Here is a 13,844-nt window from a genome sequence, read left to right as displayed (position 1 = left end):
ATCCCAGCGCCGATGGGCCGCGACCGCCGCGACGAGGGCGGGGCCGTCAAAGGCAGGCCGGTGGCCGGAGGCCATCAGGTGGCCTTTATGCCGAACTCGGACACGAGCGCGTCGCAGAACGCCTTCAGATCGTCCGGTTTGCGGCTGGTGATCAGGGTGTTGGGCCCGTGGTCGCAGATCCGCACCTGCTCGTCGACCCATTCTCCGCCCGCGTTGCGGATGTCGGTGCGCAGACTCGGCCACGAGGTGAGCACCCGGCCGCGGACCACGTCCGCCTCCACGAGGGTCCACGGGGCGTGGCAGATCGCGGCGACCGGGCGACCCTGGTCGAAGAAGTCCCGCACGAAGGAGACGGCACGCTCGTCACCGCGCAGGATGTCCGGGTTGGCCACCCCGCCGGGCAGCACGAGCCCGTCGAAGGACTCGGCCGACACCTCGCCGACCGTCTCCTGCACGGGAAACGTGTCCGCCTTGTCGAGATGGTCGAAGGCCTGTACCCGGCCCCGCTCCGTCGACACGAGCACGGGTTCGCCGCCCGCGTCGACCACGGCCTGCCACGGCTCGGTGAGCTCGCTCTGTTCGACGCCCTCGGGGGCGGTCAGAAACGCGATACGCATCAGTTCCTCCAGACTTCGGGGGTGCTCGCCGCGTACCCGACGATTCGCCGCCGACACACCTCAGTGGTGCTTCATCGGCAGGTCATCTTCGGAGGCGGTCCCCTGGTCCCGGTCGAACGGTGATTCGCCGGGGTCAGCGCCATCAGGACGGGCCGCAGGTCGCAGCCCTCGCGGTGAGGCCGGCTCTTGGGATTCGGACCCCGCTCTCGAAAACCTGTTTGGTACGCATAGGGCGGGGCAGGCGCAGCATCAGTGCTTCGGACAGGAGGCACGTCCGTGGGAGCGGTGGATCACCGACCCGGGTGTGTCTGTCCCGGTTGTGCGCACCCTCCCGCGAGGACCCGCCCATTCCGAGCACTCCTAGGGAGTTGCGACGCACCATGCGAACTCAAACGAGTCCGAAGCGCCACCCCCACAACGACGCCCCCGACACCGCGGAGGCGTTCCGCAGGCTTGCCCCGCTCCCCCCGGGGCAGCAGCGCGACACCCTCCGGGCGAAGATCGTCGAGGCCTGGCTGCCCATGGCCGACCGGCTGGCGGGCCGTTTCCGGAACCGGGGCGAGAGCCTGGACGACCTCCGTCAGGTCGCCGCGTTGGGCCTGGTCAAGGCCGTCGACCGCTACGACCCCGAGCTCGGCAACGCCTTCGAGAGCTACGCCGTTCCCACGATCACCGGTGAGATCAAGCGTCACTTCCGTGACCACATGTGGACCCTGCACGTGCCTCGCCGGGTCCAGGATCTTCGCAACCGCGTACGGTTCGCCGCCCAGGACCTGTCGCAGACCATCTCGGGCCGCAGGCCCACCGTCGCGGAGATAGCCGAGCACGCCAACATGACCGAGGAGGACGTCAAGGTCGGCCTGGAGGCACTGGAGAGCTTCACCGCACTCTCCCTCGACGCCGAATTCGCGGGCAGCGAGGACGGATACTCCCTCAGCGACGCCCTCGGCGCACCCGACCCGGCCCTCGATATCGTCATCGACCGTGAGGCCGTCAAGCCCCGGCTGCAGGCACTGCCCGAGCGTGAACGCGCCATCCTCTACATGCGGTTCTTCGGCGACATGACCCAGAGCTGCATCGCCGAGCAGCTCGGCATCTCCCAGATGCATGTCTCCCGCCTGATCAGCCGCTCCTGCAACCGGCTGCGCGACCAGGTCATGAGGGACGCGGCCTAGACCGGACCCGGACCGATCGGTCCGGGGATCCATCTCGGTCAACTCTCCGACATTCAGCGCGATATGACGGCACGTCAACTGCGTCGTTCATGCCTCCGGCATCGAGAACGCCGACCGTGCGCCGCCCCGGAACAGGGCGGGCACACCGTGTGCGACGCCGTCGCGGGCCGGCGGTACGCACAGCAGGGACGTCACGTTCGCCAGGACCAGGACCAGGACCAGGACCAGGATCGGGGCGCGGGGGCGCGTCGCGGCCGAGGACCTGGGAGCGGAACGCGGCCCGGTCGGCGTGGCCGAGGAAGCCCGCCGGCGGCGGCCCGGCGCGTGACACGCGCGGGCGCCGGTGAGGACTGTCGCCGTGGCTCGCCGCACAGTCCCGTACGAACGCTCCGCGCCCTTGGGCGGCCACCCGTCCGGTCCGTGATCCCCTCTCCCGAGCCGTGCTCACCGAACTGGAGCGGCTCGGCACGGCCTCGTGTGTCCGGCCGCCCGTCGTCGACCAGCCGCGCGGCATCGTCCTGCACAGCCGGGCCGCGACGCCGAGGACGCCTTCGGCCTGCCGCGCCGTATCTCGCAAGGGCACCCACCGCAGACGGTCCGAGGGCACCGCGTGTGTGGTCTCCCGTCGGGGACGCGGTTCCGGAGGGGGAACCGGTCTCGCTGTCGAACCGACACCTGTCCAGGGACGGGCGAGGAGCAGGACGGGCGGACACGGGCAGCGTCACCCGCTCGGGCGTGCCCGTCCCGCGAATGGTGCCCGGCCGCGCGCGCCCCACCGCCGGGCGGGCTGTCATGGGATGCGGGGCATCACCCGACGTGCCCCGCAGCCGCCGCTCGAAGGAGCCCAGCCATGCGCCGCACCGCCCGTGTCCTGTCCGCCGCCGCCCTGGCAGGTGCCGCCCTTGGCGCCGCAGCCTCGGCCGTGTCCGCGGACGCCGCCGGGGAGGTCAGCCCGGGCACCGTCGGCCCCGGCGGCACCGTCACCGTCTCCGTGGCCTGCGACGTGACCGACGGGACCCCGCCCGCGTCCATCGACGCGCACTCCCAGGGTTTCGAGCAGGGCACCGTCCAGCTCCAGCAGGTCCCCGGCAACGACGGCCAGGTGACCGGACCCGCCTACAGCGGCACCGCGAAGATCGCGCCCGCCTGGACCTTCGAGGGCGAGCAGAAGGCGAGTGCCCCCGCCGCCGAATGGTCCGCCGACGGTACGTGTCCCGGTCAGGCGGGGGGGCAGGGCAAGGCGTGGAAGGCGACGTTCACGGTGACCCGAGACGGCACCGGCAACTGCGGCACCGAGGCGCACACCGGCGACCCTCTGAGCAGCGACTTCCAGAACGTGTCCGCCTGTCCCACGCACCCCGCCGAGTCCACGCCCGCGCCGGTGCAGCGCGGGGTGCAGGCGGGTCAGGGCGGCGCCTTCACCGACTCGGCGCCCGCGCTGGTCGCCGGGGGAGTGCTGATCGCGGGCGCGGCCGGGGCCGCCGTACACCGGCTGCGCCGCAGGGGCACGTCCATGCGCGGCTGACCCGGCGCTGCGGCCCCTGAACGGGGAAGCGACCCGGGCGGGCTCCCATGGGTCCACGTGACCGTGGTACTCGTAGCCGTGGCCACGGCAGGCACAGGCACCGCACCAGCAACCCCGCGGAGGTACGCATGCGGCGGACGGATCCCCAGGGGCACGGCCCCGTCCGCTACGGCCCGCCGTTTCCCGGCGACGGACTCCCCGTCCTGCCCGAACTCACCGCCGTGCTCGCCGCCGCGGCCGGTCGCCCCGACGCCCAGCCGGCCGGCGGCGGCCCCGCGCTCCTCGGCGCTGCCTGCGGCTACTGGGCCCGGCGCGGACTGCCCGCCCAGCCCGACCAGGTGGCCGCCGCACCCGGCGCCCCCGCCCTGCTGCACGCGCTGACCGCCGTGATCGGCGGCGACGTCCTCGTGCCCCGGCCCTGCGCGGCCTGGTGGGCGCCCCAGGTACGGGCGTTGGGCGGAACGGTGTTCCACGTTGCCACGCCGGCCGAGTGCGGGGGTGTGCCCGATCCGTACGCCCTGCTGGAGACCGTACGGAGAGTGCGCGCCGAGGGCGGTGATCCCCGGCTGCTCGTCCTGTCCGTGGCGGACGACCCGACGGCCACCGTGGCACCGCCCGAACTCCTGCACGAGACCGTCGAGGCCGCCGCCGGAGAAGGGCTTCACCTGGTCAGCGACGAGACCTGGCGCGACACCCTGCACCGGCCGCACGACACGGTGTTGCTCAGCCCGGCCGAGATGCTGCCCGACAGGGTCACCGTCGTCACCGACCTGAGCGGCGCGCTGCTGCCGCCGGGCTGGCCCGCGGCCCTCGCCCGCTTCCCCGCGAACGCCTCCGGCGACGCCCTACGCGCGCGCGTGCTCGACGTACTGACCGCGCTCGGCGCCCGCATCGCCGAACCGGTCGCCGCCGCGGCCGGCTACGGGCTCGGCGAGCCCGAGCCCGTCACGGAACGACTCACCGCCGCCGTACGCCTGCACGCGCGCGTGGCCACCGCCACGCACCGCGCGGTCGTCGCCGCGGGCTGTCTGGCCCGGCCACCGCGCGCGGGCCGCCACCTGTACGTCGATCTCGGCCCCCTGCGGCCCGCGCTCGGCGCCCACGGCGTCGGCGACGCCCAGGAACTGGAGGACCACCTCACCGCCCGGCTCGGGATGCCCACGCCGGGCGGCCACCGCTTCGGGGACGACCTCGCCGCACTGCGCGTACGGCTCGACACGGGTGCGCTGCTCGGCCACACGCCCGGGGAGCGGGCCCAGTCGCTCACATCACCCGAACCACTGGAACTGCCACACGTGCGACGCGCGTTGGCCTTGGTGGGATCGATTTTCGACGATCTCTGTGACGACGCTCAGCGACGGGAGCCTCCTCGATGACGCAGCAGTCCGAGTCGACAACGAGCACCAGCACGACCACGGGTGCGACCACGACAACCGAGGCACTCCAGCCGCTGCACGGGAGGCGGGTGTGGCCCCGGTCCTTCGCCGACCGGCTGACCACCCCGCTGCCCGGCCTCAAGGGCATGGCCCGATTCGCCAGAGAAGGCGCGGTACGGCCGACCCCGGAAGGCCTCGCCGACATCCCGCGGCTGCCCTTCGAACCCGGCCCGCTGCCCCGCGTGGACGCACGCACCGTCGCCGTCTCCTGGGCGGGACACGCCAGTTGGGTGGTCAGGATCGGCGGGCTCACCGTCCTCACCGACCCCGTCTGGTCCCGCCGTATCCTTGGCACACCGGCCCGGATCACCCCCGTGGGCGTCGCCTGGAGCGCGCTGCCGCATGTCGACGCCGTCGTCATCAGCCACAACCACTACGACCACCTGGACGCCCCGACCCTGCGCAGACTCCCGCGCGACACCCCGGTGTTCGTGCCGGCCGGGCTCGGCAGCTGGTTCCGGCGGCGCCGGTTCACGCACGTCACCGAGCTGGACTGGTGGGAGGCGGCCGAACTGGACGGCGTCCGCTTCGACTTCGTACCGGCCCACCACTGGTCCAAGCGCGGCCTCACCGACACCTGCCGCACCCTCTGGGGCGGCTGGGTGCTCACCGACCTGGACGGGCAGCGGGTGTACTTCGCGGGCGACACCGGGTACGGCCACTGGTTCGCCCGCATCGGGCAGCGCTACCCGGGCATCGACCTCGCGCTGCTGCCGATCGGCGCGTACGACCCGCGGTGGTGGCTCAGCGACGTCCACTGCGACCCGGAGGAGGCCGTACAGGCCGCCACGGACCTCGGCGCGCGCCGGATGGCGCCCATGCACTGGGCGACCTTCGTCCTGTCCGCCGAGCCGGTCCTCGAACCGCTCACCCGGGTGCGGGCCGCCTGGGAAAAGGCCGGCCTGGCCCGTGAGCACCTGTGGGACCTGCCGGTCGGGGGTTCGCGGGTACTGGGCTGAGTCGTTCTCGCCCCCGCCGCCCTTACCCGTCCCGTCCCGATCCTGGGGGCTGCGCCCCCAGACCCCCCTGTCGGCCCTGAAGGGGCCTCGTCCTCAGACGTTGGACGGGCTGGAATGCCTGGGCCCGGGCTGTAGAGACGGTGGGGGGCGGGTGGTTGGGAATCACCGGCCGGGCTGAGGGACCTGGTCCTCGAGTGCCGGGCGGGCTGGGTGTGCCTGGGCCTGGGCTGTAGCGACAGCGGGGGCAGGTGGGCGGGAAACACCGCCCGGGCTGAAGGGGTCTCATCCTCAAGTGCCGGGTGGGCGGAGGGTGTCGGCCGGGGCTGGACATCTCGGCCGCGGTCAGGGCGGGTACAAGGCCCCCGCCCCTCACCCGGGTGGCGGAGGCCGGCGACGGGCCACCGGCCCGGCCTTCCCGCGCGCCCGCCGCCACGCGCTGGGTGTCGCGCTGATCGCGAGCGTCAGCGCGACCACCGCCAGCACGCCCTGCCAGGGCTCGTCGAAGAGGGAACCGCCGAGGACGCCGATCAGCTGGTAGGTCGCGGCCCACGCGAGACAGGCCGGGACGTCACCGCGGGCGAAGCGGCGTACCGGCCACCTGGCCACCAGGCAGGCCAGCATCACCGGGATGCGGCCGGCCGGCACCAGCCGGGACAGCACCAGGACCGCCACCCCGTGCTCGCTCAGCTTCTCCTGGGCCTGCGCGAGACGGTCCTCGGGCGCCCGCGACCGGATCGCGGCCAGCCAGCGCGAGCCGTTCTTCGAGTCCATCCCGCGCCGACCCAGCCAGTACAGCGCCGCATCGCCGAGGAACGCGGCCAGCGAGGCCACCACGAACACCAGGACCATGGCGAGCGGCGCGGTCTGGTGGAAGGCCACCACGGCAGCCGAGCTCACCAGCGCCCCCGTCGGCACCACCGGCACCAACGCCCCGACCAGCACCAGCAGGAACAGCGTCGGATAACCGATCGCCTGCCCCGCCGACCCCTGCCCCGAGGTCGAGGCGGCGGCCAGGACCACCGTCACCGCGCGACCTCCAGGCGCACGCTCTCCCCGTGCTCCAGCCGGTACACGTCGACCGCGGGGGCACGCTCCGCCGCGAGCCGCACGAACTCCTCGCCCGGCGCGTGGAACTCATGGGGGCGCACGGCGTCCATCCCGATCGGCCAGTACGTGCCGTAGTGCACCGGCACAGCGCTGCGCGGCGCGAGCCGGGTCAGCGCCTCGGCCGCCCGCTCCGCGTTCAGATGACCCTCGCCGAGAAACGGCCCCCAGCCGCCCACCGGCAGCAGTGCCGCGTCGACCGGCCCGACCTCCTCGGCCATCGACGCGAACAGGCCCGTGTCCCCGGCGAAGTACGTCCGCGCCTCGCCCTCGATCACATAGCCGAGCGCGAGCGCCCGCTGCGGTCCGACGTTCAGCCGCCGCCCGTCGTGCCGCGCGGACACGGCCCGTACGAGCAGGCCACCGGCTTTCGTGTGGTCCCCGGGGGCCACTTCGGTGATCCGGAGATGTGCCAGCCGTCGCGACAGGCCCGGCACCGCCTTCGGTGCGCCCCGGGGCACGATCAGGTGCGTGCCCGGCGCGAGGCGCGCGAGGGAGGGCACGTGGAGGTGGTCGGAGTGCAGATGGGAGACGAGCGCCACGTCCGCGCGCCAGGCGCCGGGCGGGGGCAACTCGCCCCGGCGACGGCGCAGATGGGCGAGCCGGCGCACGAACAGGGGGTCGGTGAGCACGCGTACGCCCGAGTCCTCGACCGTACAGGTGGCGTGCCCCCACCACGTGATCTCCACCGGCACCCCTTTGCCTCCTTCACGCGACTCCCCGAAGACTACGGGCAGGAGTAGGGTCGGCGGGAAACCCGGGGCGAGGGGAAACCCTGAGGTGAACGGGGAAGCCCGGAGCTGAGGGGGACGCCATGGGACACACGCACGCCGCCGCCGGCCTGCCCGGTCAGGCACCGCGGGTCACCGCGATCGCCAGCCTGACACCGCTGGAGGAACTGGACGAGGAGCCGTTCCTCGTCGACTCCCGCAGCCAGCACGCGATGTGCGCCCGCTGGGCCGCCGAGCACGGCTACGTCGTCACCCGGGAGCTGCTCGTACGGGGTCTGCGCCCCGACCACGGCGCCCTGTGGGACGGCGTCGAGGCGGGCCTCGACCTCTTCGTGGCGCCCAGCCGGCGGGTCCTGGAGCAGGCGTTGACCTCCGTCGACGAGTTCACCGCCGAGTGCGCGCGGCGCGGGGTGCGGATCGAGACGGTGGGCTGCGCCGAACCGTCGTACGACGCCCAGATGAAGGCCCGGGTCCATCGTCGCCTGTCCATGCCGACCGCCGGGTACGACGGCCGCTGAACCTTCGCCGGCCACGCCGGGCCCCGCTCCCTCGTTGTGACAGGGTGGGCCCAGGCCAGCCGTGGGGACGGGCCGGGACGTGAGGTGTGCGGGACGTGGGTGCGGGGCGTTGGCGGCGGATCGTCAGCCAGATCGGGCGGAGCGTCGCGGTGTGGGCCGTTTCGACGCTGACGATGCTGGTGCTCGCCGGCATCCTGCCGGACTTCCAGATCCGGACCGGTGACGGCGACAGCGCCACCCGGATCGCGGTCACCGCCGCCATCGGCGCCGGCGCCTTCGGCCTGCTGTCGGCCCTGGCCTGGCCGGTACTGGTCCGGCTGCTGCTGCTCGTGCCCGCCCTCGTACTCGGCCTGCTGGTCTTCTTCCTGAACGGCGCGCTGCTGCTCGTCGCCCTGCGGCTGACCCCGGCCGACCGCCCCGAGGCGGCCCCGGAGACGGCGGTGGTGGTCGCCGCGGTGATGTCCGCCGTGGCCTCGGCGACGGGCGCGGCACTGGCCGTACGGGACGACGACGCCTACCGAAGACGGCTCTACCGCCTCGCCGACCGACGCGGCATCGCACGGCGGTTCGAGGGCCCCACGACCCCCGGCGTGGTGTTCCTGCAGCTCGACGGCGTCGGGCACGACGTCCTGGTGCGGGCCGTGGAGAAGGGGCTCATGCCGACCGTGGCGAGCTGGCTGGGCACCACCCACAGACTCACCCCCTGGCGTACCGACTGGTCCAGTCAGACCGGCGCCAGCCAGCTCGGCATCCTGCACGGCACCAACCACGACGTCCCGGCCTTCCGCTGGTACGAGAAGAACACCGGGGAGGTCATGGTCTGCAACCGGCCCAGCAGCGCCGCCGAACTGCAGCGCCGGGCCGTCGAACGGACCGGCGACGGCGGACTGCTCACCGTCGACGGGGCCAGCCGGGGCAACCTCTTCAGCGGCGGCGCCGACGAGCAGGCCCTCGTGCTGTCCATCGCGGGGCGGCGGCGCGGCCGGGAGAACCGTTCCCGCGCGGGCTACTTCGCCTACTTCTCCGACCCCGCGAACGCCGTCCGTACCGCTCTGTCCTTCGTCGCCGAGGCCGGCCGCGAGATCGGCCAGTCGACCGTGGCCCGGATCCGCAAACGGCGCCCCCGGGTCGCACGCGGCGGCCTCTACCCCTTCATCCGTGCCTTCGCGACCGTCATCGAGCGGGACGTGGTCGTCGCCGCCGTGATGGGCGACATGCTCGCCGGCCGCACCGCCGTCTACGCCGACCTGGTCGCCTACGACGAGGTCGCCCACCACTCCGGGCCGCACAGCAGGGACGCCGAGAAGGTCCTCCAACGCCTCGACCGGTCCGTCGCGTTGATCGCGCAGGTCGCCGAGCACGCGCCCCGCCCGTACCGGATCGTCCTTCTCTCCGACCACGGGCAGAGTCCCGGCGAGACCTTCCGGGGACGGTACGGGCTCGGCCTCGGCGACCTGGTCCGGGCCGGCTGCGGACTGCCCGTACCGCGCAAGGCGCGCCGCACCCACAGCGGGGCCGAGGCGCGGGCCGCCGTGCGTGCCGCGCTGCGCCGGCCCGTCGAGGAGAACGGCGGGCAGCACCTGCCCCCGGGCCGTCACTCCGAACCGCTGGTGCTGGCCTCCGGCAACCTCGGGCTCATCTCCTTCCCGGACGTGCACCACCGTATGACCAGGGAGGAGATCGACGCCCGCCATCCCGCGCTGCTCACCACCCTGGCCAACCATCCCGGCGTCGGCTTCGTCCTCGTCGCCGGCGAGGAGCACGGCGGGATGGTGCTGGGCGCCCACGGCGCGGAGGTCCCGGTGGACGCGCTGGACGACGAACACCCCGGTCCGCTGGCCGACTTCGGGCCCGGCGCGGCGAGCGCGGTGCGCCGTGCGCACTCCTTCCCGCACACCGCCGACATCATGGTCAACTCCTGGTACGACCCCGTCGAGGGCGAGGTGCTGGCCTTCGAGGAGCAGATCGGCTCGCACGGTGGACTCGGAGGCGACCAGGGCAGACCCTTCCTGATGGCACCCCTCGGACTGTCGGCGGCGGTCGAGGAGAAGGGGGAGGAGCTGGTCGGCGCCGAGCAGGTCCACCGCGTACTGCGGCGCTGGCTGCGCGAGTGCAACGGGCCGCAGGTGCCCCTGGGGGTTCCCGGGGACCACCGGGTCGTCTGAGCGGGGGCCGCCGGAAATTCGGCTGCGTTCCCGCGCCGGGGTCCCCACACTGTTCGTACCGGACCTCGCGCCTCCGCGCGCTCCGTTCTCCGCGAACCCCCTGGAGTAGTTGCGTGCAGGCTGCCGTCACCGTCACCCCCGCCCGGATTCCGGAGCTGCTGCTCGGTCTCGCGACCGTGCGGCCCGTGTTCCTCTGGGGCGCTCCCGGCATCGGAAAGTCCTCCCTGGTGAGGGAGTTCGCCGAGTCGCTGGGACTGGAGTGCGTGAGCCTGCTCGGTACGCAGCTGGCGCCGGAGGACCTGATCGGCGTACCCCAGATCCGCGACGGGCGGTCCGTGTTCTGCCCTCCGGAGGCCATCGCCAGGGACGAGCCGTACTGTCTGTTCCTGGACGAGCTGAACGCGGCCTCGCCGGACGTCCAGAAGGCGTTCTACTCGCTGATCCTGGACCGCCGGATCGGCAACTACGAGCTGCCGAAGGGCTCGATCGTCATCGGCGCCGGCAATCGCGCCACGGACAACGCCCTCGCCCGGCCTGTCGCCTCCGCCCTGGTCAACCGTCTCGCCCACGTCCACCTGGAGGCCTCGCCGAAGGACTGGCTGGTCTGGGCCGCGAACAACGACATCCACCCCTGGGTCGTGGACCACCTCACCGACCGGCCCGACCACCTCTGGTCCAAGCCGCCGAAGACCGAGGAGCCCTTCTCGACGCCCCGCTCCTGGCACATGCTCTCCGACGCCCTGCACTCCTTCGGGCCCGCCCTCGACGGGGAGACCCTGAAGGTGATCGCGCACGGCACGCTGACGCCGACGCACGCGACCGCGTTCTGCGGGTACGTCAAGATCGTGCGCAGCCGCTTCGGCATCGACGCGATCATCAAGGGCGACGCGCGCTGGCCGCACCGCATCGAGGACCGCGACCTGCTCTATTACCTCGCCGAGTCGTTCCGCGGGCGCCTCGTCAAGGAACTCCCCGTCAGCAAGGGGCACATGTCGCCGAACGGGCGGGAGGCCGCGTACCGCGCGAAGTCGCTGCTCGTACAGCTCGCCGAGATCTCGGTGGAGGTCGCGCAGAGCGTCATCGCCGCGGACGCCGACGGCAACCCGCTGCTGCCCGCCTGGTTCCTGGTCGAGGCGGCGCGGGACATGCCCCGACTGGTGGAGGCGCGGCGGTGAGCCGGGCGAGCAAGCAGGCGCAGAAGAAGAAGAGGGACCTCGCGAAGGAGGCCTACGAGGCCGGGCTGGCCCTTGTGCGCGCCAACCCGGCGCTCGGCTCGGTGCAGTTCTCCACCTGCCGGGGTCCGGAGTGCGACCTCTCGCCCGCCGACGGACTGGTGTGCACGGACTCCGACGGGGTGCTGCACGTTCATGCCGCCCGGCGGGCGGATCCGGCCGAGTGGGCGTGGGCGATCGCGCACGGCCTCATCCACCTCGGCTTCGGGCACGTCCCGGCGGCGAAGGGCCCGCGCGTCCAGCCCGACCGCTACGACATCGCCGCCCGCTGCGTCGTCGTCAACCGTTTCCTGCTCGGCTTCCCGGTCGGCACCGCCCCCGAACTCCTGCCGAGCGCCTACCCCGACGGCGACGAGGAACAGCTCGCCGCCCGCTGGCGGCGCGCGGGCTCGATCCCGGCCGCGTTCGAGGGGTGCGGTACGGCGGGCAGCGAGCCCGACCAGTGGCTCGAACCGTACGACAAATGGGCCCCGTCGGTCCCCGACTGGCAGCTCGCCTTCGCCCACGCGCTGACCCGCACGATGGCGACGGCGATGGACGTGGCCGGCGGTCGGCGCGAGTCCATGTCCGACGAGTCGCCCCAACTGCGCCCCTGGGGAAAGGCATTGAGCTGGTTCGTCACCTCCTTTCCACTGCTCGGCGGGATCGCGGCCGGCATCAAGCTCGTCGCCGACCTCGAACTCGCCCAGGCCCACGGCATCTCCGTCGCCGCCGTGAACGCGGAGGCGGGCGAGATCTACATCAACCCGCTGCGCCAACTTGAGGACGAGGAATGGCGGTTCGTCCTCGCCCACGAGATGCTGCACGCCGCCCTGCGCCACGGCGACCGCTGCGGGACGCGCGACCCGTACCTCTTCAACGTCGCCTGCGACTACGTCGTCAACGGCTGGCTGACGGAGATGGACGTCGGCACGATGCCCGAAGGGCTGCTGTACGACGCCGAGTTGAAGAACCTCTCGGCGGAGGAGGTGTACGACCGGATCGCGCGGGACCTGCGCCGGATGCGCCGCCTGTCCACCCTGCGCGGGAAGGGCGCATGCGACGTCCTGGGCGCCCCGCTGGGCTCGCCGCGCGACTACGTCGACCTCGACGAGTTCTACCGGCGCGGCCTCGGACAGGGGCTGAACCTGCACCAGCAGTACGAACGCGGGTACCTGCCGGGCGGGTTGGTCGAGGAGATCCGCGCCCTGAACCATCCGCCGCTGCCCTGGGACGCCCAACTCGCCCGCTGGTTCGACGAGTTCGTGCCCCGCCCGGAGCCCGTACGGTCGTACGCGCGTCCTTCGCGCCGTCAGTCGTCGACCCCCGACATCCCGCGCGCGGGGCGGTACTTCCCGCCCGAGGAGATCGCCCGCTGCACGTTCGGGGTCGTGCTGGACACCTCCGGGTCGATGGACCGGACGCTGCTCGGGAAGGCGCTGGGCGCGATCGCCTCGTACGCCGGAGCACGGGACGTACCGGCGGCGCGGGTCGTGTTCTGCGATGCCGCCGCACATGACGCGGGCTATCTGCCGGTCACCGAGATCGCCGAACGGGCCCGGGTGCACGGGCGCGGCGGGACCGTGCTCCAGCCGGGCATCGACCTGCTGCACCGGGCCGACGACTTTCCGCCGGGAGCGCCCGTACTGGTCATCACGGACGGCTGGTGCGACGTCCTGCGGGTGCGGCGCGAGCACGCCTATCTGATTCCGCAGGGCGCTCGTCTGCCGTTCACCGCACGGGGGCCGGTCTTTCGCGTGCAGTGAGCCGGAAGTGGGCCGGAGTGTGATCGGATGGGGGATACGGAACCCCGGCTTCGGGACCACACGCGAAAGGAAGAACCGTGGCTACCACGCGCTCTGCACACACCGTCTGGGAAGGCAACCTGCTGGAGGGCAACGGCGTTGTCACCTTCGACTCCTCCGGTGCCATCGCCGAGCAGCCCGTGACGTGGGCCTCGCGCGCCCAGGACGCCAACGGCAAGACCAGCCCCGAGGAGCTGATCGCCGCCGCCCACTCCAGCTGCTTCTCCATGGCGTTCTCGCACGCCCTGGCCGGCGCCGGCACCCCGGCGACCAAGCTCCTGACCTCGGCCGATGTCGTCTTCCAGCCGGGTGAGGGCATCACCGGCATCCACCTCACCGTGGAGGGCACCGTGCCGGGCATCGACGAGGACGCCTTCGTCGCCGCCGCCGAGAACGCGAAGGAGAACTGCCCGGTCAGCAAGGCCCTGACCGGCACGACGATCACGCTGTCGGCGAAGCTCGCCTGACGTTCACTCACGTCCCTGCCGCGCCCCTCGATGTCCGAGGTGCGCGGCATCGTCGTTTTCGGGGTACTTCACAGAAGGAGCCCGGAGGAAGGATCGGCAAGCAGGCACTCACGTTGTGTGGTGGAGGGCGG

General features: G+C 72.8%; 13 protein-coding genes. 9 read left to right on the top strand and 4 right to left on the bottom strand.

Annotated elements, in window-relative coordinates; all coding sequences use genetic code 11:
• Window positions 1-74: 74 nt before the first annotated feature.
• Window positions 75-617, bottom strand: a complete 543-nt coding sequence (locus IEY89_RS19660; RefSeq protein ID WP_189148754.1) for a type 1 glutamine amidotransferase domain-containing protein — start codon at window positions 615-617, stop codon at window positions 75-77.
• Between the two features lie 380 nt (window positions 618-997).
• Here IEY89_RS19660 and IEY89_RS19655 point away from each other — a divergent pair, with 380 nt between their 5' ends.
• Window positions 998-1,792 carry an RNA polymerase sigma factor SigF gene (locus tag IEY89_RS19655; protein ID WP_189148753.1) on the top strand — a complete coding sequence of 265 codons (795 nt, stop codon included), beginning with the start codon at window positions 998-1,000 and terminating at the stop codon, window positions 1,790-1,792.
• 87 nt (window positions 1,793-1,879) lie between these two features.
• On the opposite strand, the gene IEY89_RS19650 is transcribed toward IEY89_RS19655, so the two are convergent.
• Complete coding sequence (locus IEY89_RS19650; RefSeq protein ID WP_189148752.1) at window positions 1,880-2,164, bottom strand: hypothetical protein; 285 nt, start codon at window positions 2,162-2,164, stop codon at window positions 1,880-1,882.
• A 478-nt stretch (window positions 2,165-2,642) separates the two neighbouring features.
• On the opposite strand from IEY89_RS19650, the gene IEY89_RS19645 reads away from it, so the two are divergent.
• The 3 genes from IEY89_RS19645 to IEY89_RS19635 all read left to right on the top strand — a co-directional run bounded on the left by IEY89_RS19645 (window position 2,643) and on the right by IEY89_RS19635 (window position 5,712).
• Complete coding sequence (locus tag IEY89_RS19645) at window positions 2,643-3,317, top strand: hypothetical protein (RefSeq protein WP_189148751.1); 675 nt, start codon at window positions 2,643-2,645, stop codon at window positions 3,315-3,317.
• A 128-nt stretch (window positions 3,318-3,445) separates the two neighbouring features.
• Entirely contained in the window at window positions 3,446-4,693 is a 1,248-nt protein-coding gene (locus tag IEY89_RS19640) for an aminotransferase class I/II-fold pyridoxal phosphate-dependent enzyme (RefSeq protein ID WP_189148750.1), read from the top strand.
• A complete protein-coding gene (locus IEY89_RS19635) occupies window positions 4,690-5,712 on the top strand; it encodes an MBL fold metallo-hydrolase (RefSeq protein ID WP_189148749.1) in 1,023 nt (340 codons plus the stop codon). The genes IEY89_RS19640 and IEY89_RS19635 overlap by 4 nt, the downstream gene beginning before the upstream one ends.
• Window positions 5,713-6,081: 369 nt before the next feature.
• Here the strand turns inward: IEY89_RS19635 and IEY89_RS19630 are convergent, their stop codons facing one another.
• Both IEY89_RS19630 and IEY89_RS19625 read right to left on the bottom strand, forming a co-directional pair.
• Complete coding sequence (locus tag IEY89_RS19630; protein WP_189148748.1) at window positions 6,082-6,738, bottom strand: DedA family protein; 657 nt, start codon at window positions 6,736-6,738, stop codon at window positions 6,082-6,084.
• Window positions 6,735-7,511 carry an MBL fold metallo-hydrolase gene (locus IEY89_RS19625; protein WP_189148747.1) on the bottom strand — a complete coding sequence of 259 codons (777 nt, stop codon included), beginning with the start codon at window positions 7,509-7,511 and terminating at the stop codon, window positions 6,735-6,737. The genes IEY89_RS19630 and IEY89_RS19625 overlap by 4 nt, the downstream gene beginning before the upstream one ends.
• A 119-nt stretch (window positions 7,512-7,630) precedes the next feature.
• Here IEY89_RS19625 and IEY89_RS19620 point away from each other — a divergent pair, with 119 nt between their 5' ends.
• The 5 genes from IEY89_RS19620 (at window position 7,631) to IEY89_RS19600 (ending at window position 13,713) form a co-directional block, all read left to right on the top strand.
• Window positions 7,631-8,065, top strand: coding sequence for a hypothetical protein (locus IEY89_RS19620; protein ID WP_189148746.1), 435 nt, complete (start codon window positions 7,631-7,633; stop codon window positions 8,063-8,065).
• Between the two features lie 86 nt (window positions 8,066-8,151).
• Window positions 8,152-10,230, top strand: coding sequence for a phage holin family protein (locus tag IEY89_RS19615; RefSeq protein WP_189148745.1), 2,079 nt, complete (start codon window positions 8,152-8,154; stop codon window positions 10,228-10,230).
• Window positions 10,231-10,343: 113 nt separating this feature from the next.
• Window positions 10,344-11,405 carry an ATP-binding protein gene (locus IEY89_RS19610; RefSeq protein ID WP_189148744.1) on the top strand — a complete coding sequence of 354 codons (1,062 nt, stop codon included), beginning with the start codon at window positions 10,344-10,346 and terminating at the stop codon, window positions 11,403-11,405.
• Window positions 11,402-13,207: a vWA domain-containing protein gene (locus IEY89_RS19605; protein ID WP_189148743.1), complete on the top strand. Its 1,806-nt coding sequence runs from the start codon at window positions 11,402-11,404 to the stop codon at window positions 13,205-13,207. Before IEY89_RS19610 ends, IEY89_RS19605 begins: the two co-directional genes overlap by 4 nt.
• A 77-nt stretch (window positions 13,208-13,284) precedes the next feature.
• The gene (locus IEY89_RS19600; RefSeq protein ID WP_189148742.1) at window positions 13,285-13,713 is read left to right on the top strand and encodes an OsmC family protein; all 429 of its coding nucleotides are present in this window, start codon (window positions 13,285-13,287) and stop codon (window positions 13,711-13,713) included.
• Window positions 13,714-13,844: the final 131 nt, after the last annotated feature.

Source organism: Streptomyces lacrimifluminis, assembly GCF_014646095.1.
Taxonomy (GTDB): Bacteria; Actinomycetota; Actinomycetes; order Streptomycetales; family Streptomycetaceae; genus Streptomyces; species Streptomyces lacrimifluminis.
This window is presented reverse-complemented; position numbering and strand designations above follow the sequence as displayed.

What these genes read in the sequence shown, in the direction of transcription:
- IEY89_RS19635 (WP_189148749.1), top strand. Translation starts at nt 4,690, where the DNA reads ATGACGCAGCAGTCCGAGTCGACAACGAGCACCAGCACGACCACGGGT.
- IEY89_RS19655 (WP_189148753.1), top strand. Translation starts at nt 998, where the DNA reads ATGCGAACTCAAACGAGTCCGAAGCGCCACCCCCACAACGACGCCCCC.
- IEY89_RS19620 (WP_189148746.1), top strand. Translation starts at nt 7,631, where the DNA reads ATGGGACACACGCACGCCGCCGCCGGCCTGCCCGGTCAGGCACCGCGG.
- IEY89_RS19640 (WP_189148750.1), top strand. Translation starts at nt 3,446, where the DNA reads ATGCGGCGGACGGATCCCCAGGGGCACGGCCCCGTCCGCTACGGCCCG.
- IEY89_RS19645 (WP_189148751.1), top strand. Translation starts at nt 2,643, where the DNA reads ATGCGCCGCACCGCCCGTGTCCTGTCCGCCGCCGCCCTGGCAGGTGCC.
- IEY89_RS19660 (WP_189148754.1), bottom strand. Translation starts at nt 617, where the DNA reads ATGCGTATCGCGTTTCTGACCGCCCCCGAGGGCGTCGAACAGAGCGAG.